This window comes from Alphaproteobacteria bacterium, assembly GCA_018063245.1.
GTDB lineage: Bacteria > Pseudomonadota > Alphaproteobacteria > JAGPBS01 > JAGPBS01 > JAGPBS01.
The window spans coordinates 1-26,279 of record JAGPBS010000006.1; the positions used below are offsets into that span (position 1 = coordinate 1).

22 protein-coding genes are annotated in these 26,279 nt (G+C 40.1%); 15 read left to right on the top strand and 7 right to left on the bottom strand.

Annotated elements, in window-relative coordinates:
- The 3 genes from KBF71_01305 to KBF71_01315 all read left to right on the top strand — a co-directional run.
- Nucleotides 1-307: sel1 repeat family protein (locus KBF71_01305; protein MBP9876956.1), on the top strand; the 307-nt coding region annotated here is incomplete at its 5' end.
- 22 nt (nt 308-329) lie between these two features.
- Nucleotides 330-467 carry a hypothetical protein gene (locus KBF71_01310; GenBank protein ID MBP9876957.1) on the top strand — a complete coding sequence of 46 codons (138 nt, stop codon included), beginning with the start codon at nt 330-332 and terminating at the stop codon, nt 465-467.
- A gap of 230 nt (nt 468-697) precedes the next feature.
- Nucleotides 698-3,346 carry an SEL1-like repeat protein gene (locus tag KBF71_01315; protein ID MBP9876958.1) on the top strand — a complete coding sequence of 883 codons (2,649 nt, stop codon included), beginning with the start codon at nt 698-700 and terminating at the stop codon, nt 3,344-3,346.
- A gap of 121 nt (nt 3,347-3,467) precedes the next feature.
- On the opposite strand, the gene trmB is transcribed toward KBF71_01315, so the two are convergent.
- Both trmB and KBF71_01325 read right to left on the bottom strand, forming a co-directional pair.
- Nucleotides 3,468-4,217 (bottom strand): tRNA (guanosine(46)-N7)-methyltransferase TrmB, encoded by a 750-nt coding sequence (gene trmB, locus KBF71_01320; protein ID MBP9876959.1) that lies wholly within the window; start codon nt 4,215-4,217, stop codon nt 3,468-3,470.
- A gap of 33 nt (nt 4,218-4,250) precedes the next feature.
- Nucleotides 4,251-5,102, bottom strand: coding sequence for a diaminopimelate epimerase (locus KBF71_01325; protein MBP9876960.1), 852 nt, complete (start codon nt 5,100-5,102; stop codon nt 4,251-4,253).
- Nucleotides 5,103-5,221: 119 nt separating this feature from the next.
- Between KBF71_01325 and KBF71_01330 the strand changes: the two genes are divergently transcribed.
- On the top strand, nt 5,222-6,565 hold the full coding sequence (locus KBF71_01330; protein ID MBP9876961.1) for a hypothetical protein: 1,344 nt from the start codon (nt 5,222-5,224) through the stop codon (nt 6,563-6,565).
- A 13-nt stretch (nt 6,566-6,578) separates the two neighbouring features.
- On the top strand, nt 6,579-7,634 hold the full coding sequence (locus KBF71_01335) for a DUF1016 family protein (GenBank protein MBP9876962.1): 1,056 nt from the start codon (nt 6,579-6,581) through the stop codon (nt 7,632-7,634).
- Here KBF71_01335 and KBF71_01340 read toward each other — a convergent pair.
- Nucleotides 7,614-8,789 (bottom strand): hypothetical protein, encoded by a 1,176-nt coding sequence (locus KBF71_01340; GenBank protein ID MBP9876963.1) that lies wholly within the window; start codon nt 8,787-8,789, stop codon nt 7,614-7,616. The two genes, KBF71_01335 and KBF71_01340, sit on opposite strands and share 21 nt — an antisense overlap.
- 265 nt (nt 8,790-9,054) lie before the next feature.
- Between KBF71_01340 and KBF71_01345 the strand changes: the two genes are divergently transcribed.
- The 9 genes from KBF71_01345 to KBF71_01385 all read left to right on the top strand — a co-directional run bounded on the left by KBF71_01345 (nt 9,055) and on the right by KBF71_01385 (nt 19,157).
- Nucleotides 9,055-10,371 carry a replication-associated recombination protein A gene (locus KBF71_01345; GenBank protein MBP9876964.1) on the top strand — a complete coding sequence of 439 codons (1,317 nt, stop codon included), beginning with the start codon at nt 9,055-9,057 and terminating at the stop codon, nt 10,369-10,371.
- An 18-nt stretch (nt 10,372-10,389) separates the two neighbouring features.
- Nucleotides 10,390-11,415: an RluA family pseudouridine synthase gene (locus tag KBF71_01350; GenBank protein MBP9876965.1), complete on the top strand. Its 1,026-nt coding sequence runs from the start codon at nt 10,390-10,392 to the stop codon at nt 11,413-11,415.
- A gap of 9 nt (nt 11,416-11,424) precedes the next feature.
- Complete coding sequence (locus KBF71_01355; protein ID MBP9876966.1) at nt 11,425-13,398, top strand: AsmA family protein; 1,974 nt, start codon at nt 11,425-11,427, stop codon at nt 13,396-13,398.
- 11 nt (nt 13,399-13,409) lie between these two features.
- Nucleotides 13,410-14,135, top strand: coding sequence for a hypothetical protein (locus KBF71_01360; GenBank protein MBP9876967.1), 726 nt, complete (start codon nt 13,410-13,412; stop codon nt 14,133-14,135).
- Nucleotides 14,125-14,646 carry a hypothetical protein gene (locus KBF71_01365; GenBank protein ID MBP9876968.1) on the top strand — a complete coding sequence of 174 codons (522 nt, stop codon included), beginning with the start codon at nt 14,125-14,127 and terminating at the stop codon, nt 14,644-14,646. Before KBF71_01360 ends, KBF71_01365 begins: the two co-directional genes overlap by 11 nt.
- 73 nt (nt 14,647-14,719) lie before the next feature.
- Complete coding sequence (locus KBF71_01370) at nt 14,720-16,378, top strand: NAD+ synthase (GenBank protein ID MBP9876969.1); 1,659 nt, start codon at nt 14,720-14,722, stop codon at nt 16,376-16,378.
- A gap of 11 nt (nt 16,379-16,389) precedes the next feature.
- Entirely contained in the window at nt 16,390-17,643 is a 1,254-nt protein-coding gene (locus KBF71_01375) for a hypothetical protein (protein MBP9876970.1), read from the top strand.
- 23 nt (nt 17,644-17,666) lie between these two features.
- Nucleotides 17,667-18,527, top strand: coding sequence for a hypothetical protein (locus tag KBF71_01380; protein MBP9876971.1), 861 nt, complete (start codon nt 17,667-17,669; stop codon nt 18,525-18,527).
- A gap of 204 nt (nt 18,528-18,731) precedes the next feature.
- On the top strand, nt 18,732-19,157 hold the full coding sequence (locus KBF71_01385; GenBank protein ID MBP9876972.1) for a hypothetical protein: 426 nt from the start codon (nt 18,732-18,734) through the stop codon (nt 19,155-19,157).
- A gap of 68 nt (nt 19,158-19,225) precedes the next feature.
- Here KBF71_01385 and dnaJ read toward each other — a convergent pair whose 3' ends face one another.
- The 3 genes from dnaJ to grpE form a co-directional block, all read right to left on the bottom strand.
- The gene (gene dnaJ, locus KBF71_01390; GenBank protein MBP9876973.1) at nt 19,226-20,374 is read right to left on the bottom strand and encodes a molecular chaperone DnaJ; all 1,149 of its coding nucleotides are present in this window, start codon (nt 20,372-20,374) and stop codon (nt 19,226-19,228) included.
- An 80-nt stretch (nt 20,375-20,454) separates the two neighbouring features.
- The gene (dnaK, locus tag KBF71_01395) at nt 20,455-22,395 is read right to left on the bottom strand and encodes a molecular chaperone DnaK (GenBank protein ID MBP9876974.1); all 1,941 of its coding nucleotides are present in this window, start codon (nt 22,393-22,395) and stop codon (nt 20,455-20,457) included.
- A gap of 118 nt (nt 22,396-22,513) precedes the next feature.
- Nucleotides 22,514-23,092: a nucleotide exchange factor GrpE gene (gene grpE / locus KBF71_01400; protein ID MBP9876975.1), complete on the bottom strand. Its 579-nt coding sequence runs from the start codon at nt 23,090-23,092 to the stop codon at nt 22,514-22,516.
- Between the two features lie 144 nt (nt 23,093-23,236).
- Between grpE and KBF71_01405 the strand changes: the two genes are divergently transcribed.
- Nucleotides 23,237-24,670, top strand: coding sequence for a hypothetical protein (locus tag KBF71_01405; GenBank protein ID MBP9876976.1), 1,434 nt, complete (start codon nt 23,237-23,239; stop codon nt 24,668-24,670).
- Nucleotides 24,671-24,731: 61 nt separating this feature from the next.
- Here KBF71_01405 and KBF71_01410 read toward each other — a convergent pair whose 3' ends face one another.
- Nucleotides 24,732-26,126 carry a hypothetical protein gene (locus KBF71_01410; GenBank protein ID MBP9876977.1) on the bottom strand — a complete coding sequence of 465 codons (1,395 nt, stop codon included), beginning with the start codon at nt 26,124-26,126 and terminating at the stop codon, nt 24,732-24,734.
- Between the last annotated feature and the right edge of the window lie 153 nt (nt 26,127-26,279).

Sequence of the window (26,279 nt, forward strand, 5' to 3'; positions counted from 1 at the left end):
AGCGGCAGATCAAGGATATGCACCAGCGCAGGATAATCTTGGCATAATGTATTACTACGGTAAAGGCAATCTTCCCAAAGACCTGATTAAGGCTGTTCGCCTATATAAATTAGCGGCAGATCAAGGATATGCACCAGCGCAATTCAATCTTGCAGAAATGTATTACTACGGTAAAGGCAATCTTCCCAAAGACCCTATTGAAGCTGCTCGCCTATATAAATTAGCGGCAGATCAAGGACATGCACCAGCAATACCCTTCTCAAAAACCAAGAACAGACAATCTCCCTACAAAGGCAAGAAATACTGAGTTGAAAAAGGATAGGGATGAAATGCGGACAATGATCATGCAATTACAAAGCAGTGTGATGACCCTGCAAAATAATGAGCTCAAAAGATCAAGCGATGCACCAAATTCTGAGGCAAAGAGACTCCGCCTTGATCCTGGTGCCGATGCTGATAAGGCGTGATGGAGAGTAGCAGCAATAGCCAATTCAACCCATAAAAAACAGGACCTTCCCCAAAAATAAAAATAAATAGAATGAAAGTTTAAGAGAGCCAAGAAAAGTTGTGATTTAGGAAGTGAATTTTGCTATTTTGAAAAAATGGGGAAAGTTCATTGAATATCACTTGACATTTATACTTATTTGTTTATAATGTTATATTATTTATATCTGAGCATTTTTAAAAGGATTTTCAAATGACACTTGTTTCACACGGACAAATAAATCACAAAACATACACTTTTTATCTCTATGATCTTCAAAATGGCGTACCTTTGAAGGTAAATCCCAGGTATAAAGCAGTCACAATTAAAGAGCAGGATTTAACGGTACAGAATATTCTCTTGTCTGAGAGAGTTGTTACCTATTTGCCTCCCAAAGAAAAAGCAAAATTGCCTCAGCGTCTCTTAAGTAATCAGCAATATCTTGATTTTTTAAGCGCTTGTTCTTTGATGATCCCGAAAGAATCCCTTCCGCAAGGCATGTCGAAGAGGGACATAAAAAAGCATCGCTTTAACAGCGCTGAAGCATTCGCGCTGCTTACATCAGTTTCAGATCAAGGGCTTGCAGAGGCTCAATATACATTGGGTTATTGTTATTTAAGCGGGAGGGGTGTTGAGAGTGACCAGATGAAGGCTCATGAGTTATTTAAGCAATCTTCTGACCAAGGATATGCAGAGGCTCAAAATAGTTTAGGTTATCTTTGTCATAATGTCAAAAGGAATGAGGGTGTCGAATTAAGAAATGAAGCCAGAGCTTTGATAGAGCAAGCAGCTGAAAAAGGTCATCCGATGGCCCTTAATAATTTAGGAACGTTTTACTTCGAGGGGGATAGCGTTGAGGTTGATTTGACAAAAGCAATTTTATTGTTTAAACAGGCTGCTGATTTTGGATGTGCTGCCGCTCAATATAATTTAGCCCGTTGTTATTTTGAAGGAAAAGGCGTTGAGGTAGACTTGAAAATAGCGAGGGATCTTTTCCAGAAGGCAGCTGATCAGGGGGATCTAGATGCCCAGTCTTTTTTGGGAGATTTTTATAAAAATGGCTTTGGTGTCCCAAAAGATTTAGCTCAGGCCGTACATTGGTATGAAAAGTCATCAATTCAAGGACATGCTGCCGCTCAATATAATTTAGCCCGTTGTTATTTTGAAGGAAAAGGCGTTGAGGTAGACTTGAAAATAGCGAGGGATCTTTTCCAGAAGGCAGCTGATCAGGGGGATCTAGATGCCCAGTCTTTTTTGGGAGATTTTTATAAAAATGGCTTTGGTGTCCCAAAAGATTTAGCTCAGGCCGTACATTGGTATGAAAAGTCATCAATTCAAGGACATGCTGGGGCTCAATACAATTTGGGCGAATGTTACCAAATGGGTTGGGGTACCCCAATAAATGCAGTATTTGCTGTGTTTTTGTTTCAAAAAGCAGCCGATCAAGGGCATGGAAGGGCACTTAACAAATTGGGTTCTTGTCATCAACTTGGTTTCGGTGTTTCCAAGGATTTGGTTAAGGCGGTTTCATATTATCAGCGAGGAGTTGATAAAGGAGATCTTCTTGCTCAAAACAATTTAGCTTCTTGTTATCAAAATGGCTATGGTGTTGATAAAGATCTCGTTAAAGCTTTTCTATTATTTCAAGACGCTGCAAATAAAGAATTAGCAGAGGCTCAATATAATGTAGGGGCTTGTTATCAATTTGCTAAAGGTGTTTCAGAAGATTGGGAGCAGGCTGCCCTTTGGTATAAAAAGGCAGCAGACCAAAAATTTAGATCAGCAGAAATTGCTTTAGGCACGCTTCAAGAATTACGTGCGACTAAAAAAGAGATAGAGAATCAATTTAAGAAGACAGTAGATCAGGAGGCTGCACAGGTAAAACTTCAAGTTCCCTATAGAATGAAATTTGATGCTCTGATGGCACTTGTCACTCGAGACATGCCTCGATACGAAGAGCTTAAGAGGCAGTGGTTAGAGGTGAAAGGAAAAGAATTGCAAGTAAAGGTCTTCAGTCGCATTAAAGTGCTTCAGGATTCTGTTGAGAAAGGCGATATGATTACGCCGCAGATTTTAAAAGAGATGGAAGAGCTTTCAAAATCATTTTCAACGGCGCTTGCAGATGCAAAGAAAGTTATTGCAAAAGCGCATGAAAAAGTTGCGCGCAAGGCGTATCAGCAAGAAAGAAGGGCCTCGATGAGATTAGATCAAGCGCCTGTATTTGCTGAAATCCCGAAGATTGAAGAGCCGTCAGTTTCAGAAACGCGTTTGATCAAAGAACGTCTTGCACAAGAAGCAGAAGCAAAAGAGAAAAGAAGGAGCGTGACGCTTGAAAGACGCTTAAGCCGTAGCCTCTCACGAAACTCATTAAAATTGGACTTTCAGCAAACGCAAGAACAATTAGCGAAAGAAAAAGAGAAGCATGAGCTTCGTAAAAGTCAGAGACTCTCAAAGCTTTATACAAAAGAAGAGTTAATTGCCGCAGGTCTTTTACCAGCTGACAATGGTGCAGAGCCTGTTAAAATCTACGGCAGGATTGCGAGTTTTGAGAAGGGCACGCAGGAGATTTATGAAGGCAAAAGAGAAGCCAGAGAATATACAGCGCTTGTACGTGATCTTCTTCAATCATTTGCAGATTCAGCAGATCTGAAATTATTCAAAAAAGTTCATAAGTTTGAGAAATTGAAAAAGGGTCTCGGCGGTTTAGTTGGTGTTGATCACTTAAAGCCATGGGAGAGAAATGGCTGCCGGATCTGTTCATTTAGAATCTCAGACAGCATCCCAGAGCGCATCGTCTTCGCTTGGAAGAAAAAGGAACAAAAGGCCTATCAAGTGACCTTTGTGAACTATCACCCGAAGTGATATTTTAATTTTCTGCCTTGCTGCCGTCTTTTATGTGTCATGCTGAATTTATTTCAGCATCTACAGATCCTGAAACGAGTTCAGGATGACTTATAGTCAACCCTAGTCGACAGGCCTTAAGCTATTTCTGAATCGTAAAGTGGTAAAAATAGCAAGTTCGGCCTTGTTCAATTGCTTTTTGTTCATAGCGTGTCTGTGGCCAAGAATCAGGGCGAGATTCATTGTCATTAGGCGCTGTATAATCGAGAATAAAGTGCGGATCAGCCTTTAAGTGACTCACAGACCATTCTAAAAGAACAGGATCATCTGAGGCAAAGTGGAATTCGCCCCCTTGCTTAAAAAGGCGTGTGAGCTCTTTAAGGCTTTGAGGATTAATAAAGCGACGCTCTCTATGTTTGAGTTTTGGCCAGGGATCAGGGAAAAGTAAAAAGGCTTTCTCGAAACAATTGCTCGGCAGTCTCTCTAAAAGAGGCCTGCAGTCATCGGGTAAAATGCGGATATTTGTGATGTTTTTATCATTGATGTGCTTTAGTAAAGAGCAAACACCGTTGATGAAAGGCTCACAGCCGATAAAAGCAATATCAGGATTATCAGCAGCTCTCTGCGCAATATGTTCACCGCCGCCGAAACCGATTTCAAACCAGATGGATTTGTAATCTGTGTGATCAAAAGAAAGTGCCTTCAGCAAATCTTTCAAAGAAAAGTTAGGTGAGATGCATTTAACCATCTCTTCAGTAATTTCAACCCTTGGGAGCAAATTTGTCAACAAGGTTTTTTGGCCTGATTTAAAAGAGCGGCCTTTGCGGCGCCCATAAAAGCGGGTGTCTTGAGAAGGTTGTGCTTCTGGAATGTCTGTATCTTTTGGTGTCATCATATGGATATAATGCAAAAAAAATCTAACAAATCAAGCTTTTTCTTCTATAAACGATTTATCAAGCGTGCCTTTAAAGACAAACTGAATGGAGCCTTTCATGTGAATCGGGCCATCAGCTGTCCATTCAATGTCAAGATCGCCCCCATCCATCGTTACTTTTGCTTTGTGATTGATAATGCCTTTTAAATGAGCCGCGACAACGCTTGCGCAGGCTCCACTTCCGCAAGATTCCGTAATGCCAACGCCGCGTTCCCACACACGCATGCGCAAATGATCAGGTGATAAGACGTGAACGATTTCAACATTGATCCGTTTTGGAAAAAGAGGGTGATGTTCAATCAAAGGGCCGATTGTTGCAAGATCGATCTGAGAGACGTCAGGAACAAAGAAAACAAGGTGCGGATTGCCAATATTCACAGCATAAGGATCTTTCAGGTCTTGATCAAAAACAAAAGGAACAGGCGTTGTTTTAAAATCATCAGCCAGAGGAATGTCAGAGGCAAGCAAGCGTGGTGGTGGAAAGATCATTCCATACTGATTGCCCCACATATGTGTGCCTTTGAGGAGCCCGCCTGTTGTTTCAATTAAAATATCACCAGAGAGGGTTGAAATTTCTGTGAGATAGGCCGCAACGCACCTAGCAGCATTCCCGCATTGTTCGACTTCTGAGCCATCTGCATTTAAAATACGCATGAAACAATGATGATCTTTTGACTGGGGCGTTTCAATGTAAATAATTTGATCACAACCGATGCCATGTTTTCGATCAGCCATTTTTTGCAAATCATTCCGGCTGAAATGAAGAGAGTTGAGTCTCATATCAAAAATAATGAAATCATTGCCAAGGCCTTGCATTTTATAGAATGTGATAAGATCTGCCATTTGTATATCCTCTTTAAAATCTATCCTAGGCTTCTTTTTTGTAAATAAAAAATAAAAAAAGGTTGCAACTAAATTTTTTACATGATATTGCCATAAAAAACAGAAAGAATTGAGTTGTCATGCAAGTATTACAAAAAATTATATGTTCATTATTCGTTCTATTCTTGATCTTTCCCTTGGGTAATGCCATGGGAGGGCAAGAAGAGCAATTGTATCATCAACTTCTGGATGTGAAAGAAAAAAAGATTCAGTTGCTTGAAAAAAAGTTAGCAAAGGCTCAAAAGCAGATTGAGATGCTGGAGACTCAGGCATATGGAAAGCCTCAATCAAAAAATGAGTCTGACTTTTCTGATTCAATCGAGGTGGGTGATGTATATCCAGAGCAAGAACAAAATATAGATTTTGAAGAACTGGCGGACAGACAAGATGATTTAGCCTATGAAGAGGCAGTGAAAGAACATCATGCGCAGCGTGCTTATTTTCAATCTCCGCAGAGTAGATTGCGTAGGCAAACATCTTCATTGCCTGAGCGTGGTGCTTATATGCCAACAGCGGCGCCAGCAGCCTTTGTTCACCAGGAATCACCAGATTGGCAGTGGCGTGGTGCTGTTGAGGCTTTATATTTAAGGCCACGGTTAAATGATTTGATTTATGCGCAACAGAACGATAACAATGGTGCCGCGGGTTCTACTTATAAGCAAGATTTTGATAATGAGCCTGGCGTGCGTGTGAGCCTTGAGCGGCGTGTTCAGAATCAGTGGATTCTGGGTGGTTTTATGCAATATTTTGCAGCTGATGCTAAAAACAGCACTTCAGGCTCAGATCTGGTTGCTGCTCCTGGTTTCGGAATGGCGAATAGTAGTCTTTTCACATCTGCTGCTGCAAAGACTGAGCTTGATCTTTGGCACTCAGGCATATATGGGAAAAAGGTTATCTCATTATCTCCATTTGCTTTAACAGTGACGCCTGGTATCGACTTTGCTTATTTCACGCTGGATCAGGATTATCAGTATCAGAATGCGAGCAATGTTTTAACGCAAAGCCAAAAGCAGTCTTTCAAAGGGGCAGGTCCCTCCATTGCTCTTGAGGGAAAATATGCCTTTAATCCTTATTTTTCAGTTGATTTAAACTTTGGGATAGCAGGCCTGTTCGGAGAGCATCAAACAAAATTTTCTGGCGTTCAAGTTGGTGCTGTGCCCGCAAGCACGACTCCAGTTCATTTTAAGGATTACGCTTTTGTGCCACATATGACAGGAGGCGTTGGTGTTTCATTTGAGAATAAATCACCGGGGGACAGAGGCTATGGGATTCGCATTGGCTATGGTTTTGAAAATTGGATCGGGATTGATCGTCCTGTCTCACCAGGTGTGAACTCAATGACCCATAATACAGGCGTTTCTGGCCGGAAAGATCATAACATGACGCTCGATGGAGTGAGGCTTGAGGTCAGTACCAGCTGGTAGGGGGGATTATTTTATGGCTATGATATCTAAAGATAGTGTTTCTAAAGTTCTGCTGGCTGAAATTAAAAACATGATTGATCAAGCGAAGGTTAGAGCGTTTTCAGTTATCAATCGTGAACTTGTTTTGTTAAATTGGAATATCGGTAAAAGAATTAAGATAGAGATTGTTCAAAATGCCCGGGCGAGTTATGGAGATCAGATTGTTGCGACACTGTCGCAACAATTGAAGTGTGATTTTGGATCAGGATTTACACAGTCTGCACTATCAAGAATGATTAAGTTTTACGAAGAATTTCCTGACTTTGAGATTGTTGCGACACTGTCGCAACAATTAGGATGGAGTCATTTTGTAGAGCTGATTCCGATAGAAGATCCTGTAAAAAGAGAATTTTATGCTGAAATTTGTCGTGTCGAACGATGGAGTGTGCGTGTTTTGCGTGATAGAATAAAAGGAATGTTATTTGAACGTACAGTTATATCCCGAAAACCAGAATCAACCATCCTTCATGATTTAGATCAGCTTAGAAAATCAGGGAATTTGTCAAAAGATTTAACTTTGAAAGATCCCTATGTTTTGGAATTTTTGAATTTAGAAGATACATATAGTGAGCGCGATTTAGAAAGCGCAATTCTTCATAAAATGGAAAAATTTCTTCTTGAATTGGGTGGTGAGTTCTCTTTTATCGCACGGCAAAAGAGATTGACTATTAGTGGAGAGGATTATTATCTGGATCTGTTGTTCTTTCATCGCACTATGAAACGGCTTATTGTTGTTGAATTAAAGCTTGGAAAATTTAACGCAGCTTACAAAGGACAGATGGAGCTTTATTTGAGATGGTTGGATAAGTATGAACGGAAAGAAGGTGAAGCCTCGCCCTTAGGGATTATTCTTTGCGCTGAGAAGGATTGCGAACAGATCGAACTTCTTCAGTTGAATGAAGGCGATATACACGTTGCTCAGTATATAACAAAACCATTAGAAAATCGTCTAAGACAAGAACTGCATTTAGCGATTGAAAGTTCTCGATTAAAAAACATTTCAGCTCAATCAAAGCAAAATCTGCTCTAACTTCGGTGCTACATCTTTTAAGATTTGCAGCGATGCCTCATCAATGCCTGTCTGACGCAAATCGATGTAAGTGAGATGACGGAAACAATATCTCAGGTCATCGACATCTTGACTACGAAAGATAATATCTCGATAACCTTGTAAGGAGAGCCGTTCAAGAGACGTACAATTTTTGATCATGTAATTATTAAATGAAGCCTTTAATAAGCGCGTGTTATTCAGGTTGAGCTCTTTTAGCCTTCCAAGTTTGCTCTTTACTTCATACCAAAATAGTTCATTTTTTTCTATTGATACTTCCAAGTTATCGCAGCCTTCTAAAATAAGAACTTCTAGGGAATTGCATGTTCTCATAATCATTTCAAATTGGGGTAGATCAATAGGTGTTTGACTGAGATTGAGGCTTCTTAGATTTCTGAGAGTATTGGTGATGGCAAAAGTAGATGTTGGCAGTCGAGATTCTTGCGCTACGTCATCTAACATGCCCCGAAGTTGATTGTATCCAGTCAGGTTTAGGACACGTAAAAATTTGCAGGCTCCGAGCGTAAAGGAAAGAGCCGCCCTAACCAAATCCTCACTTGCTAGGGCTCCTGTATTTACACTTGGGAAAGTAGAGTGATGAGCGCTTAAATCAAGCTCTCGTAAACTGATGAATGTATTTTTAAAGTACGGCTCTACGAGATGAGAAATAATAAAGCGAACACAAGTGCTTGGATAATTGGCAAGGCGAAGTTTTTTCATTTCCGGAAAGCGTCCTAAAAAATCAAACAGATGCTTAGTTACAATGCTCCGATTATCAAAATTCAGTTTTACAACTGACTGACATTTTGATTGATTCTCTTTTTCATAGAATTGATGGATGAAAGGAAAGTCTATTTTTGGTAAATGAGAAAGATCTAAGTAAAAGTACTGAAGGTTGTTGAAAGGAGCTAATCTATTATCGTTTGAGATATCTTCAAAAGAACGGACATGAAAGACAGCTCTTTTTCGTAAGACGAGTCCGAAGCTGCTTGCTTCTTCTTCAGTCATTTTGCGGATGAGTCTGTAGTCCAGCATTTCTTGAAAAGGAAGATAGAGCGTGATTCTTGTGTAGGTATGTCCTGACAAAAAAGTCAGGCCATTTGGGTCTGTGTTTGTTGCTGGTGCGATATGACTCATAAAGGCTCTCCAATGGAATGAATTTGCTGTATTTTGTAGAATAAGGAGGCATAAGTCAAGGAGAAAGGAAAGCTTGAACAGGGCCTGTGGTGCTGAATTGACTATCACTTAATCGTCACTCAGAGTCGCCTCTTATGGAGGCGACTCTGAGTGACGTAGGCGTATCGTTGACTTGCTTTCTGGTCTGAATGTATTTCTGGTGTTTCTTGTAATTTTGTGCTACGTTTTTTTCAGTCATTTCATTTTGAATTTGTTGGATATTTCGATGCTTTTCGATTCTTTAAAACCGAACGCTCCTCTTTCCGAGCAATTAAGGCCACAAAGCCTTGAGCATCTCTATGGTCAGTCTGATCTTTTGGCTCAAAATCATGCTCTTTCACTGATGTTTCAAAAGAATCAGTTTCAATCTTTTATTCTGTGGGGCCCACCGGGGTGTGGCAAAACATCAATTGCGCGTCTGGTTGAAAAGGCTTTGCCGTCAACATGTGTGTTTGAGCAGATTTCTGCTATTTTCTCAGGTGTTGCTGATATTAAACGCGTGATTGCAGAGGCAGAGGCCCGCCAAAGCTTGGGTCAGAAAACATTTCTATTTGTTGATGAGATTCATCGTTTCAACAAATCACAGCAGGATAGTTTTTTGCCCTATTTGGAAAAAGGCGTCATCACGCTGATTGGGGCAACAACAGAAAACCCATCTTTCGAGCTCAACTCAGCCTTATTGTCGCGCGTTCAGGTTTTTCAATTGAAATCTTTGTCTGATGAGGCTTTGCGGGGCATTTTAAAAAGGGCAGAAGATTTTTTGCAAAGATCTTTGAATCTTGAGCCTGATGCTGAAGCAGCTTTGATTGAGATGTCTGGTGGGGATGGAAGAGCTCTTGTCAATTTCATTGAAGCGCTTGCAACTTTTCATGGATCAGCGACAGTTGGACCGATCACAGTTGCAATGTTAAAAGATTTGATCCAAAGACGCCCTGGTAATTATGACAAAAAGGGCGAAAATCATTACAATGTGATTAGCTGCTTGCATAAGTCTTTGCGCGGATCAGACTGTCAGGCCGCCCTTTATTATCTAGAGCGCATGCTTTCAGGTGGCGAAGATGGTAATTATATTGCAAGACGCTTGGTGCGTTTTGCAACTGAGGATATCGGCCTTGCTGATCCAAATGCTTTGCCTCAAGCGATTGCCGCTTGGCAGGCCTATGAGCGTCTTGGCTCACCAGAAGGTAATCTAGCTTTGTATCAAGCAGCTGCCTATCTTGCAACAGCGCCTAAATCAAATGCACTTTACGTGGCTGAAAAGGCTGTTCAAAGAGCTGTTGAGAGTCATGTGAATATTGAAGTTCCTTTGCATCTGATTAATCCTGTTACAAAAATGATGAAAGAGCAAGGATGTGGCAAGGATTACCGTTATGATCATGATTTTCCACACGCCTATGCGGGGCAAGATTTTTTGCCAAAAGCTTTTGAAGGTAAGATGTTTTATCAGCCAACGGAGCGTGGATTTGAAAAAGAAATTTTAAAAAGAATTGCTTTCTGGAAAAAATTAAAAGAAGATCAGGATTCTCGTAACGATAGACTTTAAACAATTAGGATTTATACCATGGCACAGCCCATATTTCATATTATTACAAAAGATCATGACCAGCGTCGTTTAGACAAATGGTTGAAGGAAAAATTTCCGGGACTTTCTTTTTCGTTGCTCCAGCGGTTGATTCGTCAAGGACAGATTCGGATTGATGGCAAAAGAGCAAAAGGAAATACGCTGCTTGCAAAAGGTCAAACAGTGCGCCTGCCTCCTTTGGATATTTGGGATGAGGATCCATTTGAAGCACTGATGCGTCAAAAATTTACCTTGAGCGATGATGAAATTGAAGATCTGCAAAACTGTGTTTTGTATATGGATGATCATTTGATTATCTTCAACAAGCCAGCAGGTCTTGCTGTGCAAGGTGGAACAGGACAAAAGCGTCATTTGGATGGGTATCTTTCTTATTTGCAATATGGCAAAGACATGGCTCCGAAGATTCTGCATCGTTTGGATAAAGAGACTTCAGGTCTTTTATTGCTGGCTCGAACCAATGAAGCAACGCGATTCTATGGGGATCTCCTAAAGAATCAAGGGATTGATAAGATTTATTTGGCCTTATGTGCTGGTAAAGCTAAACATAAAAAAGCTTTGATTGATGCGCCGCTCGGCAAACAAAAAGATGGTCATTACGATAAGGTCAAAATTGATCAAGATGAAGGTAAGGATGCTCAGACTTATTATGAGTCGATTGCTTACAGCCGTACTCATGATGTTTCAATGGTTTTGGCGAGTCCGCTCACGGGCAGAACACACCAGATTCGTGTGCATTTATCCAGCCATGACTTGCCGATCTTGGGCGATTTTAAATATAAGGCGCCTAAAGAGACAATGAATGCAAAACCTGGTTATTTGTATTTACACGCTTTTCGGTTGATTGTTCCAAAATTATCAGATAAACAAGAAATGATTGATGTCATGGCGCCAATTCCGAGTTATTATGAGGAGATGATTTCGCGTATCGGCATGGATCAACCAGAAAAAATCTCAGGATCTTTTATCGCAGAATTTCGTAAACACAAAAAAAAGAACACTGTTTAAAGGCATCACATGAAAAATAAAGCCTCTCCAATCCTTATTCTTACGCTCATTTTTCTGCTCGCAATTGTAGGGGTCAGTATTCGGTTTTTGACGAAGCTTGATAAAGAGACGCTCAAACAAACATTGATTGACCATGCAAAGGTTGAAACAGGCCTTGATCTGATGATCGGTGGTGATTTGATTTTGACTTATTATCCCTTAGGCATTGAGTTGAATGATGTAACCTTGCGAAAAACAATAGACAACCAGCAGGATGTTCCCGCTTTTTTAACTGTATCAAAAATGAAAGCTGAATTCGATATTGTTTCATTTTTAACAGGGAAAATTGTTGTTGATGATTTGGTTTTACAAGATGGCTCCTTATCCTTGGTGATGGGAAAAAATGAGGAGAGAAATTGGGACATTGAGCCTGCTGTTTTTGATAAGTCTGAGAGCGAGGCTTTTGATCTGGCTGTTGAGAATATTACCATTGAGAACATGGTTTTTTCTTTTGAAGATCAAAAAAAGGGTCTCTCGAAAAAGATTGGCATTTCAAACGCCGAAATGGCAGCTTATGACGGAGAGGCATTGACTTTGTCATTAGTTGGGAGTTTTGAAAGCGCTCCTTTAATTGTCAATTATCAAGGACCTTATCCAACGCATTATTTTTCAGATAAAGCAAAGGCTGAACCTATTTTATTAAAGGTTCGCTATGCGGGTAATACGCTTGAGTTAAATGGCAAGACAGGATCGCTGTTGAATTATGAAGAATCATTTCCGGTTCTCGATTTAAAAGCAATTATTTTGGGCGGTAAATTATCGGCTTTGAACCCTCTTTTAATGACATCCCTGCCTGATGTTGGTCCTTATGAGCTTAATTTTGAAATTGAATCAGATCCAGATTTGGTTCAGATCGATAAGATGATTTTGAAAATTCGTCAAAGTGAGTTTACAGGCAGTATCGATGTCTTCTTAAAAAATCAGCCAAAATACGATGTAAGCTTGAAAATCAAAGCATTGAATCTTGATGATTTTAAAGGCGGAGATAAAACATCAACGTCAGGACTTTTCGATCAGCTCATTCCTTATTTAAAAAATATGGATGGAGAGGCTGATATTGCCTTAAAAAGCTTTGGAGCATATCCGGGGACTGTCGACAATATCTACGCAACCATTGAGCAAAAAAATAATGTACTGACTGTTTCAGAGGTGAAGGGAAAACTATTTGGGGGTGATTTGTCAGGATTTGCTTCTTTGAATTTTCAAAAAGAGCCCCATTTAAACTGGGATCTGATGGTAAAAAATGCCAAAGTCGGTATGATTCTGAAAGATGAAGGTGTTGAGAGTTTGGCGCAGATCGAAATGAAGGCGAGTTCAAAGCTGTCTGGTCCTGACTCATTTATCAATCAAATGAATGGTTCATTAGTTATCAAAGCAGGCCCGGGCTCAATTCCAAAATTGGATCTTGATTTTTTGCGCTCAGAGGTTTTGTCTTTTCTATTTCCAGCTGAAGCAGCGAAACAATCAACAGCTCTCAATTGTCTTGTCGCAGATTTTGATATTCGCAAAGGAGTGATGGGCACAAATTATGCGCTTCTAGATACACAAGATTACACTCTTTTTGGAATGGGAAAAGTGCATTTGTTAAAAGAAACGGTGAATTTTATTATTGAGCCAAAGGCAAAGCATTTTGAGATCCTTAGTTTTAAAACGCCATTTCATGTTAAGGGCTCATATGATGATCTAAAAGCATCGCCTGTGAAGATGGCTTTGGCAGAAAAAGGAGCTGAAATCGGTATTTCTGTTGGTCTTGGAGGTCCCTTTGGCCTCATTTCATCCTTTATGTCTTTAGGAGAGCTTGATAAAGATCCTTGTACAAAGGCGATGAGGGGTGAGTATAAAAAACAATCGGTCTTTGATCAAAAGACGCAGAGCTTGCCTCAGAGATTTAAAGATAAAATGAGCAATGATGTGAAAGACTTGTTCAATTCATTGTTTCAGTGAGGGTTTTCTGCATGTCATCTGTGTCGCATCATCAATTACCGCTTTTAACTTTTGAGGTTTGTGTCATCGAACCAAAAGGCTATGGCATTAAAATCAATGGTGCTCTTAAAAAAACGCCTCATCAAAATCCTTTGATTTTTCCGACGAAACAATTAGCGATTCTCTATCAAGAAGAGTTTGAAGCATACCAAGGAAAATTTCCAAAAGATGTTTTGCTTATTCAGCAATTGATCTATACAGCCTTAGATCTTATTGCAGTCAATAGGGATGAGTATGTTGAGGATCTTGTCAATTATGCCTCGACCGATTTGCTTTTATATCAGGCCCATTATCCTCAAGATCTTGTGTTGAGGCAAAAAGATTGCTGGGATCTTTACTTAGAAGGAGCAGGGAAGTTTTTATCAATGACTTTTATGCCAACATTTGATTTTCAGACAAAGTTGGTTGATCGCTCAAAACTTTTATCTTACTTAGAGACGCTTGATGATTTTGCTCTTTCTGGTTTCTATACAGCTGTTGAACTGACTCATTCTTTTATTTTAGGTCTTGCTTTGTCAGAGCGAATGGCTTCTGTTTCAAGTGTTTGTGAGGCGGCTTTGTTACATGAGACATATCAACAAGAAAAATGGGGCATATCTCAGGAGGCTCTCCAGATGAAAGAACGACTCAATCAAGAGTTGAGTCGTGTTGATTCATTTTTGAGCGCCCTTGGAAAGGGACAGTATCATGAAGGCTGATTTACGAGCAGAGTGCGGTATATCTGATTCAAAAGGTATTTTGACTTTTCAAGGCAAAGACTATCCTTGTTTTTTTGGGAAAAATGGATTGTCAGTTTCAAAGGTCGAGGGAGATGGAAAAACACCGATTGGCCATTTTTCATTAGGACAATGTTTTTATAGAGCTGATCGAATCCAACTCCCAGAAACCAATCTTTCTTTCAGGGCCATTACCCCAAATGAGGGATGGTGCGATGATCAGGCGCATCCAAGCTATAATCAGCTTGTGCATTTGCCTTTTGAAGGTAGGCATGAAAAAATGTACTTGGAAGAAGGCATCTATGATCTGGTGATTGAAATTCTTTATAACCATGATCCAGTTGTACCAGGTAAAGGAAGTGCAATCTTTTGGCATCTACAATCAGCCATGCGCCCTTATACAGAAGGTTGTCTTGCGATTGAGCGGGATGCCTTTCTTGGAATCATTAAAGATCTAACACCTGGAATGATAATCGAAATTTGCGGCACATAATCTTTTTAGTGATTGCGATTTTTGTCGATATGTGTGATAAAAAGGGAGCTATTGAAGGCTCGGTGAGGATAAAATGTTAAAAATTTCATTGAATCAAGTAAATCCATGGGTTGGAAATCTTGAGTATAATTTTGAGAGAATTAAATACTTCTATTTGAAGGCGGTTTCGAGCTCCTTAGATCTTGCTGTATTTCCTGAATGTGTTGTCACGGGGTATCCGCTTGAAGATCTAGTGCTGAAGAACTTTTTTATGGATAGAGTGCTTGATTATGTTCAGCAACTTCTTGAGCTTTCTAAAGGGCATGATACTGCACTCCTGGTTGGCTCTCCCTATAAAATTGGTCGTAGAACTCATAATTGTGCCTTGTTTATTCATCAAGGCGAATTAAAATATGTTATCCCGAAAAAGGCTCTGCCCAATTATGGCGTCTTTGATGAAAAGCGCGTTTTTTCTCCATCGCATGACACGACTCTGATTGAGTTTAAAGGCTATAACATTGGCGCTCTGATTTGTGAAGATATGTGGGTGGCTGAGCCAACAGCTGCTTTACAAAAGGCTGGAGCTGATTTTCTGATCGTTTTGAACGGATCGCCTTATGATGCAAACAAAGATGAATCTCGTAAAATGCAGAGCAATGCTCGTATTGATGAGGTGCATTTGCCTTTACTCTATGTAAATCTTGTTGGTGGCCAAGATAGCTTGATTTTTGATGGAACATCATTTGTGATGGATGAGTCTAAAAAGGTCATTGATCAATTCCAGTCATTCCACGAGCAGTACAAAGTTTATCATCTTTCAAAACAAGCGAATCGATGTGTGATAGAACCTCAAGAACAACAATTACCATCTAAAAATGATCATTTATCAAATCTCTATCAGGCTCTTGTGGTTGGACTTCGAGATTATGTTGAAAAAAATAGGTTCAAAGGTGTTATTTTAGGCATGTCAGGTGGGATTGATTCTGCTATATCAGCTGCGATTGCTGTTGATGCGCTCGGGAAAGAACGTGTTTTTGCCGTGATGATGCCATCGCCTTATACCTCGCAAGAGAGTCTTGATGATGCCGCTAAAGCATCAGCAATGCTGGGTATAAAGTATGATATCATTCCGATTGAAAAAGTGATGCAAGCCTATGGTGAACTTTTGCATGATCAATTTCAAGGCAAGGCAGCAGATATTACTGAGGAAAACATCCAGTCTCGTGCCCGTGGCATGCTTTTGATGGCCATGAGTAATAAATTTGGCATGATGGTTTTATCGACTGGGAATAAATCAGAAATGGCTGTTGGTTATGCAACGCTTTATGGTGACATGTGCGGCGGGTATAATGCGATTAAAGATGTCTATAAGATGGAAGTTTTTGCTTTATCGAAATGGCGAAATCAGAATCATCTATCGACATTTATGGGGCCTTTAGGAACAGTGATGCCTGAGCGTATTATCACCAAACCGCCATCAGCTGAGTTAAAACCAGGACAAAAAGATCAAGATAGCCTTCCGCCTTATGAGGATTTAGATGTTATTTTAGCAGGGCTTATTGAAGATGATTTGTCTGTTGCTGAGATCGCATCAAAGGGATATGCCGTTGATGTTGTTCGAAAAGTAGCGAGGCTTTTAGATAGAGCTGAGTATAAGAGACGTCAAGCGCCTCCAGGACCCAAGGTGACAAGAAAAGCTCTTGCACATGAACGGCGCTATCCGATTACCAATGGTTTTACTGATGAAATGTAGAGGAGGCTGAAGTGTTGTTATCTGTTGTTGCAACGTCAAGAAATGATGATCATGGTGGCAATGCTTTGTGGAGGACGCAGCATTTTGTTGATGGTCTTGCACATCAAGCCAAAAAACATAGAGTTTCTATTGAATTGGTTTTAGTGGATTGGAATCCTTTGCCTGATCGTGTTGGTCTCTATGAGGCATTGAAGTGGCCAGAGGCAGATAAGTATTTTCAGTATCGTGTTATTGTGGTGCCGAATAGCTATCATCAACAATTTAAGCATTCAAAAGAACTGCCCCTATTCCAATATTTAGCAAAAAATGTTGGGATTCGGCGTGCAAAGGGTGATTTTATTCTGGCAACGAATATTGATATTTTATTTTCAGATCAGCTTTTTCAATTTTTTAAAACAAGTTTAAAAACAGGGTGCTTGTATCGTGTTGATCGCTTTGATATGGATGATAAAATTCCAGAAGCCATTCCTTTTGAAGAGATATTATCTTATGCCGAAAAGAATATTCTGCGTGTGAATGCGGCGATGGGTATCTTGACCTGGCAAGAGTATAATTTACTTTTTGTGCAGCGGAAAAGTCTTCAGTCGTATGCCCTCTTTTTATTTCTATTTTCAAAACTATTGTTAAGGATGGTCTATAGTCTCACTTTTGTTAGACTAAGGTTATTTATAAAAAATCTTTTTAAGAAAGATGAGAATTGTCAGAGAGGTTCAGGTCATGTATCGCTTATGGAAGCATTAAGTATTTTGGCCTATAAGGAGCGTTTTGGAAACGGACTCTTTGTTAAAATGTTAAATGTGGTCTACACACTTAAAAACCAGTTTTCTTTTTTGAACTGGCAAAGGCTTGTCCATACAAATGCCTGCGGGGACTTTACCCTGATGTCAAAAGAGGATTGGTTTGCCTTAAAAGCCTACCCAGAGTGGGAGATTTATTCATGGCATATTGATTCAGTTTTGCTTTATCAGGCTTATCATTCCGATATAAAGATGGAAAATTTGAACTTTAAGTATCCTATCTATCATATTGAGCATGGAAAAGGATCGGGCTTTACTCCTGAATATGCAAATCTTCTTTTTCAACGTTTAGATGATAAGGGTATAGGTTATTTCAACGATAAGGATTTAGAAAAAATCCTTTTTGATCAATATCAGCAATCTAAAAATCACATGACTATTTCATACAATAACGATAGTTGGGGCGCCTTCGGTGAGGTTTTTTCTGAAAATACGCCAACTGTAGAGCTTAAAAAAGCCTCTGCTTAAGGTCAAAATAAAGGTTTAAAAAGATGTTTCAGCTTTCAAAAATGGTGAGTTTTTTCTCGGTGCCAAAGGCCTTCAAGGGTCATATTGATGTGATTCAGCAAAACGCAATCCGAAGCTGGTTACAGATTTTACCGCCTGAGAATATTTTTCTGATGGGGGATGATGAGGGCGTTTCTGACATTGCAAAGGCTTATCAATTGCAGTATATGGCAAATTTAAAGTCGCATGAAACTTACCCTGTGCCGCTTTTAAGTGATATTTTCAAAAGAGCTGTTGAGGCTTGTCAAACGCCTTATCTATGTTACATCAATACAGACATCATTCTCATGGATGATTTTGTGCGTGGTGTGGAAGCTGTATTGTCTCAAAAGCAAAATGTGATGATGGTGAGCAGTCGATATAACATGGACATAACGCAGCCGATAACAGATATGTCTAGAGAAGTTCTATCTCAATTGAGGACAGAGGCCTTGACAACGGGCGATATGTATCCTGCAGGCGGCACTGATTTCTTTTTAGCGCCAAAGTCACTTTTTTCAAACATACCAGCTTTTTTATTAGGGCGCGGTTATTGGGATAATTGGCTCATGTATTGGGCAAAAAAGAGCGGTGCAGCAGTTGTTGATACAACAGCGGATATTGTTGCGATTCATCAGAATCACGATTATAGCCATATTGAGGGGATTGTTGCAGATAGGAACTCTTTAGAGGTCGTTTTAAAAGCTGAGCAGGGCGAATATAATTTTAAAATTGCAGGTGGTAAGAAGACAATTCTGACAAATTATGATGCGAATTATATACTTAAGAACAATGTTCTGTATTCGTTCATAAATATAATGTACTGGTATCGCCCTATTAAAGCCATTTTGAGAAGATTACTGTAATTATTTATTAATTATGGTGTTTTTATTGTTGACAAGAAATTGAGATCCTGTTAATTCTTAAGGTGCCCTTTATGGTATGGGCAATGACTCTCCAAATTTAAAGGCCGCCTTCTCTCCAGTTGCGGCCTTTTTTTGTTGTGCTATAATAGTTTTTCCCGTAGTCTGATGTTATGATCGAGTCTATAACAGTCATAAGGAGGAATGATGAGTCACATTGTTAGGGTTTCTGAGGTTGAAAATTATATAAGAAAATCAGCAAGCGCTGCCTTTCAAGGATTTTTTGTGGATGCGATATTGCCAGCTTCACATCCCAGAGCAATGCCAGGGTATATTACTTTTGGGACAGTTGATGCAGATTCTAATGGTAACTATCTTGAGTATGCGAGTCGCTCAACCTTGCAAGGTACATATTATTTAGGATACTTGGGGGAATATCCAGGATGTGGGCATTTGGTGATGTTTAATGCACATGGTGACTATTGGGTATCAAAAGTCAAATTCCTAGGTGACACTATTCATTCTTTTGAAAATGGTGTTTTAGTCATTTTAGGACCTCATGGAACGGGGCCTGGTCAATTTGATCTGTATGGCTCTTTAAATTGGCCGATAAAAATCATAGTCGAGTATTAATGTTTAAAAAGGCCTGTTGGATGAAAATCTTCCTCATATCGATGATGGAGGATTTCTCGCTTTTTGACCTACCCTTTAATCTCTTCCCACACGTCTTTCATTTTTTCAAAAAAACCATGTGATTTGGGGCTGGATTTGCTGGGGGCATTGCCTTCTAATTCTGCAAATTTGGTCATGATTTCTTTTTGTTCCTTTGTTAAATTCACAGGCGTTTCAACCTGCAATTCAACATAGAGATCGCCAAAGACAGAACGCCTTAGAACAGACATCCCTTTTTCTTTCATACGAATCTGATGGCCACTTTGGGTCCCAGCGGGGATTGTGACTTCTGCTTTTGTGCCTGCAATGGTTGGAATCTCAATTGTGCCGCCAAGGATCGCTGTTGTCATCGGAATTGGAACACGGCAATGGAGGTTTGAACCTTCGCGTTCAAAGAATTTATGCTGTTTGATCGATAAGAAAATATAGAGATCACCATTAGACCCTCCGCCTGTGCCAGGCTCTCCTTCACCTGAAAGCCGGATGCGGCTTCCATCTTCAACGCCAGCTGGGATATTGACCTGGAGCATTTTTTCTTTTTGAACTTTCCCATTACCCTTACAGCTTTTGCATGGGTTTTTGATAATCTGGCCTTGGCCGTGACAAGTCGGACAGGTTCTCTCAATTGTGAAAAATCCTTGCTGAGCACGGACTTTACCATGGCCTGCACACATAGAACAATTGGTTGGTTTGGTGCCCTTTTCAGCGCCTGAGCCTGAACAGTCAGAACAGATTGCAATTGCAGGGACCTGGATCTTTTTTTGAAGGCCCTGATAGGCTTCTTCTAAAGTGATTTGAAGGTCATATCTGAAGTCTTGACCTGCTGAACCGCGGCCTTTGCCTCTGGCGCCGCCGCCCATAAAATCGCCGAACATTTCATCAAAAATATCAGCAAAGCCACCCATGCCTCCAAAACCATCAAAGCCACCTCTACCGCCGCCCATGCCGCCATGTTCAAAAGCAGAATGGCCAAAGCGATCGTAGGCTGCTTTTTTCTGCTCGTCCTTTAAAACGTCATAGGCTTCGTTGACTTCTTTGAACTTATGTTCAGCCTCTTTATTGTCTGGATTGCGATCGGGGTGAAATTCCATGGCTTTTTTGCGATAGGCCTTTTTGAGGTCCTCGGGAGACGCATCGCGTGAAACGCCTAAAATGTCATAATAATCTGCTTTAGCCATGGGGGTATCCTGAATTCATATTATAAAATGCAAAAGGAGAGGCCATTTTCTGGCCTCTCGTATTTTGTGTCGTTAGAAAGTTAAGATGCTTTCTTATCATCATCAACTTCTTCAAAGTCTGCATCAACAACGGTTTCATCAGCTTTGCTAGCTTCTTCAGCGCCGCCATCAGTACTGCTTGCAGCTTCTTTTTGCTGTGCTTCATACATGGCTTGCCCGATTTTCATTGAAGATTGAGCCAGAGAATCTGTCTTTTCTTTAATGGTATCAACATCATCGCTTTCCATTGCAGTTTGAAGCTCTTTAATCGCTGCTTCAACAGTCGTTTTTTCAGCAGGATCGACTTTATCACCGAGTTCTTTGATTGATTTTTCAGTGCTGTGGATGAGGCCTTCTGCGTGGTTTTTAGCTTCAACAAGAGCTTTACGCTTTTTGTCTTCTTCTGCATGGCTTTCAGCATCCTTGACCATTTTTTCAATATCGGCATCATTGAGGCCGCCAGAAGCTTGAATTTTAATCTGTTGCTCTTTACCTGTTGCTTTGTCTTTAGCTGACACATTGACAATACCATTGGCATCGATGTCGAATGTGACTTCAATTTGTGGCATGCCACGTGGCGCAGGTGGAATACCCAAGAGATCAAACTGTCCAAGCAATTTATTGTCAGCAGCCATTTCACGCTCACCTTGGAATACACGGATTGTCACAGCCGTTTGTCCATCTTCAGCGGTTGAGAAGACTTGACTTTTCTTTGTTGGAATGGTTGTGTTGCGCTCAATCAGTCTTGTGAAAACGCCGCCTAATGTTTCAAGACCGAGTGATAATGGTGTCACATCGAGGAGAAGAATGTCTTTTACATCGCCTCTCAGAACGCCAGCTTGAATCGCTGCACCGAGTGCAACAACTTCGTCAGGGTTCACGCCGCGGTGTGGTTCTTTACCAAAGAATTCTTTCACCGTTTCGATGACTTTAGGCATACGAGTCATACCACCAACAAGAATCACTTCCCCAATTTCAGAGGCTTTGAGGCCTGCATCTTTGAGAGCTGCTTGGCATGGGCCAATTGTTCTTTTGATGAGATCTTCAACGATTGTTTCAAGTTTTGCTCTGGTGAGTTTCACGTTCAAGTGCTTTGGACCTGATTGATCAGCTGTAATGAACGGAAGGTTCACGTCTGTTTGCATTGAGGAAGAAAGTTCAATCTTTGCTTTTTCCGCTGCTTCTTTAAGACGTTGCAGAGCCAATTTATCTTGTTTAAGATCAATACCTTGTTCTTTTTTGAATTCATCAGCAAGATATTCAATGATTTTTGCATCAAAGTCTTCACCACCAAGGAATGTATCACCATTTGTTGATTTGACTTCAAAAACGCCATCGCCAATTTCAAGAACAGAAATATCGAATGTACCACCACCTAAGTCAAAAACTGCAATGATACCAGCTTGTTTTTTATCAAAACCATAAGCAAGAGATGCTGCTGTTGGTTCGTTGATGATACGAAGTACTTCAAGACCAGCAATTTTACCAGCATCTTTTGTTGCTTGTCTTTGGCTGTCGTTGAAGTAAGCAGGCACTGTGATCACAGCTTGAGTGACTTCTTCGCCCAGATAATTTTCAGCTGTTTCTTTCATTTTTTGGAGGATGAAAGCACTCACTTGGCTTGGACTATAGTCTTTTCCATCAATCTCAACCCAAGCATCACCATTTGGGCCTTTGACAATTTTGTAAGGAACAAGATCTTTATCTTTTGTTGTGATTGGATCATCAAAACGACGTCCGATCAAACGTTTGATTGCAAACAATGTATTTGATGGGTTTGTAACCGCTTGTCTTTTTGCAGGTTGGCCAACAAGGCGCTCACCGCCATTTGTGAAAGCAACCATAGATGGTGTTGTGTTCGCACCTTCCGTATTTGGGATCACTTTTGCATCTTTGCCTTCCATGATGGCAACGCAAGAGTTTGTGGTTCCAAGATCGATACCGATAACACGGCCTTTGTTTGGTTTGGCTGATTCGCTCATTTTCGTCCTCATTCTATTTTGTATTAAATTAATTGGTTTGGGTTGATGAAAACCCTTTAATGGGTCATATAGGTATCCATTTCAACAATGCAAGGGTTTTTGATAAAAATAATTTGAATTATTTCCCTTGTCCTTTTGAAATACCCACCATGGCTTCACGTAAAAGCCTGTCATCAATGACATAGCCTTTTTGTAGAACTTGTGTGATTGTACCTGCTGGCTCAGCACTCTGTTCATCTTCAAAAACCACTTGATGAAAGTGTGGATTAAATTTTTCGCCAATTGAACTCACTTCTTTGATGTTCATTTTTTCAAAAGCACCAATTAATTGGTTTAGGGTTGCTTCAACACCGACATATAGGTTATTAAGAGCTGGATCTTCCTGACGCGCACCTTCTGGAATGCTATCAAGGGCTCTTCCTAAATTATCAGAGACAGATAGAAGTTCTTTCGCAAATTTGCTGATGCCGTATTTGAGAGCATCTTCTTTTTCTTTCGCTGCACGCTTTTTGATATTTTCGACTTCAGCGAAAGAACGCAGGAGCTGGTCATTCAAATCTGCAATCTTGGTTTGATATTCAGTCATTTGAGCCAAATGCATCGGCTCAATTGTTTCAGGTGCTGTATGTTCTTGATTGTCAGCATCGTCTGGTGGGCTGATATCTTGAACTTCTGTATTCATGTTTTCTTCGCTCATCATGATCCTCTTTATTCGTGTAAATTAGCGTGTGAGTTATATATAGGAACCTCTTTTTAAATCGTCTAGGGGGGAGATTGAATTTTTTGTTTAAAAACACCTGGGCTTGATGTAAGTTATGGTTTTTACGATTGAGAGGTAAAAATGGCTCAACTTTCTGTTCAACAAAATAACAGAACATCTGTTTATTTAGGGGAAGGGCTTGTCAATTCATCTAAATGGTGGTCACAGATTGATGGAGCGTCTATTGTTTCTCGATATAAACATTTTTTAGAATTGCCTGATCTTGCTCCGTATCTTGTAAAAGAGCGTTGTTTCTACGTAGGGAGTTGGTTTCGTTTTGATGACAAAATGCGTCACAAATATTTTGTGCTTATCAATCAGGCCCAATCAGACGAGGTTCTTAAGGCCAAGTATATTGCGATTGTGGATGAAATTGAATCATTTTATCAGGACTATCTTGTTAAATCCTCATGGGTGCAAGGGGCTTGGGTAGAGCGAAAAGAGAATGACACCGCAGAGGGTCGTAATCTCTTCTTCCAGAAATTATTTGATGCCTTATTGTCTGAGGCTGAGCATGAACACCAAATGCCTGTGGATATTGAATCTTTGGCTCATCGCCTGCAAGAGGTCAGGCTTTCAATTCAGCGTGTCAATGCAAGTAAGAAGCAAAAGGCAACACTTTTTCTGAATCATGCTTTTGATCGACTCTATACATTATGGGAAAGATTGAAAAAGAGTGGTTATGGATCAGGTTCAATTTGTGATCGAGAGGATTCTCATTTACAAAAAGCAGTTGCAAATGATAGAAGCTCGTTAGTTGCCTTGCCAGGCATGGTTGGGAAGTGGAAGAATTTAAGCAATCTTGGATTGTTTAGTTTAAGCCTTACAACACTTCCTGTGTCTTTTGCTAAATCATTTCCAAGGCTTGAAAGATTAAATATGTCACATGGACTTTTTACAAATCCTGTGATCTCAGTTGTTGCCCAACTGGTTGGACTGAAGTATTTAGAATTAGAAAACAATCCATATATCACTGAGGTGCCTGCAGAGATTGGACAGCTTGTGAATCTGAAAGGCCTAAAGCTTGGGAATACATCAATTCAGACATTACCTGTTGAGATTGAAAAATTGACCCATTTAGAGTACTTATCCCTTGAAATGAGGCCTCAAAGAGCGGAGCCATTTCAATTGCCAGAAGCGGTCGGAAAGCTTACAAGTTTGAAAAAGCTAAATTTAGAAGGCCTGTCACTCACAACATTACCTGTATCGATGGCAGATTTGTCAAAATTAGAGCGCATGAATTTAAGCTATAATCGGTTGCAGGCACTACCATCTTGGATTCAAAATTGGCAGAAACTGAAGAGTCTGACTTTATGCGGCAATGAGACGCTTGAATCTTTGCCGCAGGAGATTACGGCTTTGCAGAGTCTTACAAACTTTATCATGGCTGGAAAAGTCAACGTCTATTTCTTTGAGAAAGAGGATGAGAAGGCTTGGATTAAAGGTGTTGGACACCGTTTTCAAGAAGCAAGTCAGATTGAATTTTTACAAGAATGGGATAAAAATACCTGGTGATCAATGAAGCGTTACCAGATTCTCTTCTAGGAAGAGAGCTTCATCTTGTGCGGTTTCAAAATCACCCCCTCTTTCGCGCAATGACATAATTTGTGAGAGCCATGAGTAAACAAGCAACGGCGATGCCGGTATAGATCTGGAAGTAGGAATCAACGGTTTGACCATCTAGATTTAGATCTTGCGTTGTCATTTTCCCAAGCAAGATCGCAAAAAAGAATCCTGATGAAGTCGTGAGGTTTTGCAAAGATAAATAAAGGCCTTTGAGTCGCTTGGGTGAGTGCTTTGTGATAACAGCGCCGATCACAGGCATGCACATGACTTCTCCAATTGCTAAAAAAGTAAAGCCAAGAACAAGGAGATGGGTCGGCCCAAAGCCTTGCGATAAAACAATGTTCGCCATGCTTGAGAAAAAGATATAGGCAATCCCCAGAAAGAAAAAACCAAAGGCGATCTTTATAAAAATATTTGCATTGATCCCTGCCATTTTTGGACGAGCTAATAGGTTGGCGATCAAAGGACCGAAGAGAACAACCATAAAAGGTGAGATACTCTGGTAGATATTTGCAGGTAATTCATGGCCAAAAAAGTGCCGATCGATATGCTCCATGATGAAAAAATTCAGAGAACTGCTATGCTGTTCATAAAAACTCATGAACAGAAAAAGGAAAAGAATCATCAGATTGATGATTGAAAGCCCCTTCTTGTGGTCCTTTGAAGCGATGACGTTCATATAGATCAAAAAGACAATAAGGCCAACTGTTACCAAGCCATATAAATAATTATAGAGCTCTTCATGAGTCAAGAAAAAAAGAGCTATCAAACACCCAAACGCCATCAGTAACAGGCTTAACCCTGTTTTCAGGGTGCCTGCATGCTCTCGCTTTTCAACAAAAATGGAAAGGCCATAGACGGAGATCATGACTGCGCCAATCGCATATAGACCTCCAATGAAAATAAGAGCGCCTGTCCAGTGAAAATAAAGAGAGATAAAACCTGTGATGAGTGGAGACAAAAAAGATCCAACATTCGCATAGGTGTAAAGTGTTCTAAAATGGTGATTGCGTTTTGATTCGGCTTGAGTGTCACAATATTCTCCCAAAAGGATCGGAACAATAATCCTGAAAAAAGAGGATCCAAAAATCAGGATGCTCATGCCAAAAAAATGGATGAGGGATTTCTCAGACAAAAAAAGCAAAAATCCTAAAGGCATCACATAAAACCCGATCTTGTAGAGCAGAATAGGATGACGGGCTTTATCAATGATAAAGGCACAGAAAGGCGTTAGAAGGAAAATCAAGCCATAGAAAAGGCCGAAGAGGGTATAGACATCTAAGTCATCAAGACCTTTTGTTTGGATAAAATAGAAGACAAAAAAACTTTGTAACCCAAAATAACCAGATCGCTCAAGCAGGTTCAGAAAAGACAAGATCGTTGTATTTTGTTGAAATAAAGTCATTTTTTAGTTCCATGATATGAATTGATTCTTCCAGTTCTACTGAATATTTTCCAGATTGCAAGCTTTTAAAATGATTGACTATAAAATGATTCTTTTCTGGTAAAAAAGTCTTGATTTGTATAACATAGTGTATGAAATCATATGAATCAAATA

Bases quoted from the DNA above. Each gene is read 5' to 3' on its own strand.
- KBF71_01310 (MBP9876957.1), top strand. From the start codon at position 330: ATGCGGACAATGATCATGCAATTACAAAGCAGTGTGATGACCCTGCAA.
- KBF71_01315 (MBP9876958.1), top strand. From the start codon at position 698: ATGACACTTGTTTCACACGGACAAATAAATCACAAAACATACACTTTT.
- trmB (MBP9876959.1), bottom strand. From the start codon at position 4,217: ATGACACCAAAAGATACAGACATTCCAGAAGCACAACCTTCTCAAGAC.
- KBF71_01325 (MBP9876960.1), bottom strand. From the start codon at position 5,102: ATGGCAGATCTTATCACATTCTATAAAATGCAAGGCCTTGGCAATGAT.
- KBF71_01330 (MBP9876961.1), top strand. From the start codon at position 5,222: ATGCAAGTATTACAAAAAATTATATGTTCATTATTCGTTCTATTCTTG.
- KBF71_01335 (MBP9876962.1), top strand. From the start codon at position 6,579: ATGGCTATGATATCTAAAGATAGTGTTTCTAAAGTTCTGCTGGCTGAA.
- KBF71_01340 (MBP9876963.1), bottom strand. From the start codon at position 8,789: ATGAGTCATATCGCACCAGCAACAAACACAGACCCAAATGGCCTGACT.
- KBF71_01345 (MBP9876964.1), top strand. From the start codon at position 9,055: ATGCTTTTCGATTCTTTAAAACCGAACGCTCCTCTTTCCGAGCAATTA.
- KBF71_01350 (MBP9876965.1), top strand. From the start codon at position 10,390: ATGGCACAGCCCATATTTCATATTATTACAAAAGATCATGACCAGCGT.
- KBF71_01355 (MBP9876966.1), top strand. From the start codon at position 11,425: ATGAAAAATAAAGCCTCTCCAATCCTTATTCTTACGCTCATTTTTCTG.
- KBF71_01360 (MBP9876967.1), top strand. From the start codon at position 13,410: ATGTCATCTGTGTCGCATCATCAATTACCGCTTTTAACTTTTGAGGTT.
- KBF71_01365 (MBP9876968.1), top strand. From the start codon at position 14,125: ATGAAGGCTGATTTACGAGCAGAGTGCGGTATATCTGATTCAAAAGGT.
- KBF71_01370 (MBP9876969.1), top strand. From the start codon at position 14,720: ATGTTAAAAATTTCATTGAATCAAGTAAATCCATGGGTTGGAAATCTT.
- KBF71_01380 (MBP9876971.1), top strand. From the start codon at position 17,667: ATGTTTCAGCTTTCAAAAATGGTGAGTTTTTTCTCGGTGCCAAAGGCC.
- KBF71_01385 (MBP9876972.1), top strand. From the start codon at position 18,732: ATGAGTCACATTGTTAGGGTTTCTGAGGTTGAAAATTATATAAGAAAA.
- dnaJ (MBP9876973.1), bottom strand. From the start codon at position 20,374: ATGGCTAAAGCAGATTATTATGACATTTTAGGCGTTTCACGCGATGCG.
- dnaK (MBP9876974.1), bottom strand. From the start codon at position 22,395: ATGAGCGAATCAGCCAAACCAAACAAAGGCCGTGTTATCGGTATCGAT.
- grpE (MBP9876975.1), bottom strand. From the start codon at position 23,092: ATGAGCGAAGAAAACATGAATACAGAAGTTCAAGATATCAGCCCACCA.
- KBF71_01405 (MBP9876976.1), top strand. From the start codon at position 23,237: ATGGCTCAACTTTCTGTTCAACAAAATAACAGAACATCTGTTTATTTA.
- KBF71_01410 (MBP9876977.1), bottom strand. From the start codon at position 26,126: ATGACTTTATTTCAACAAAATACAACGATCTTGTCTTTTCTGAACCTG.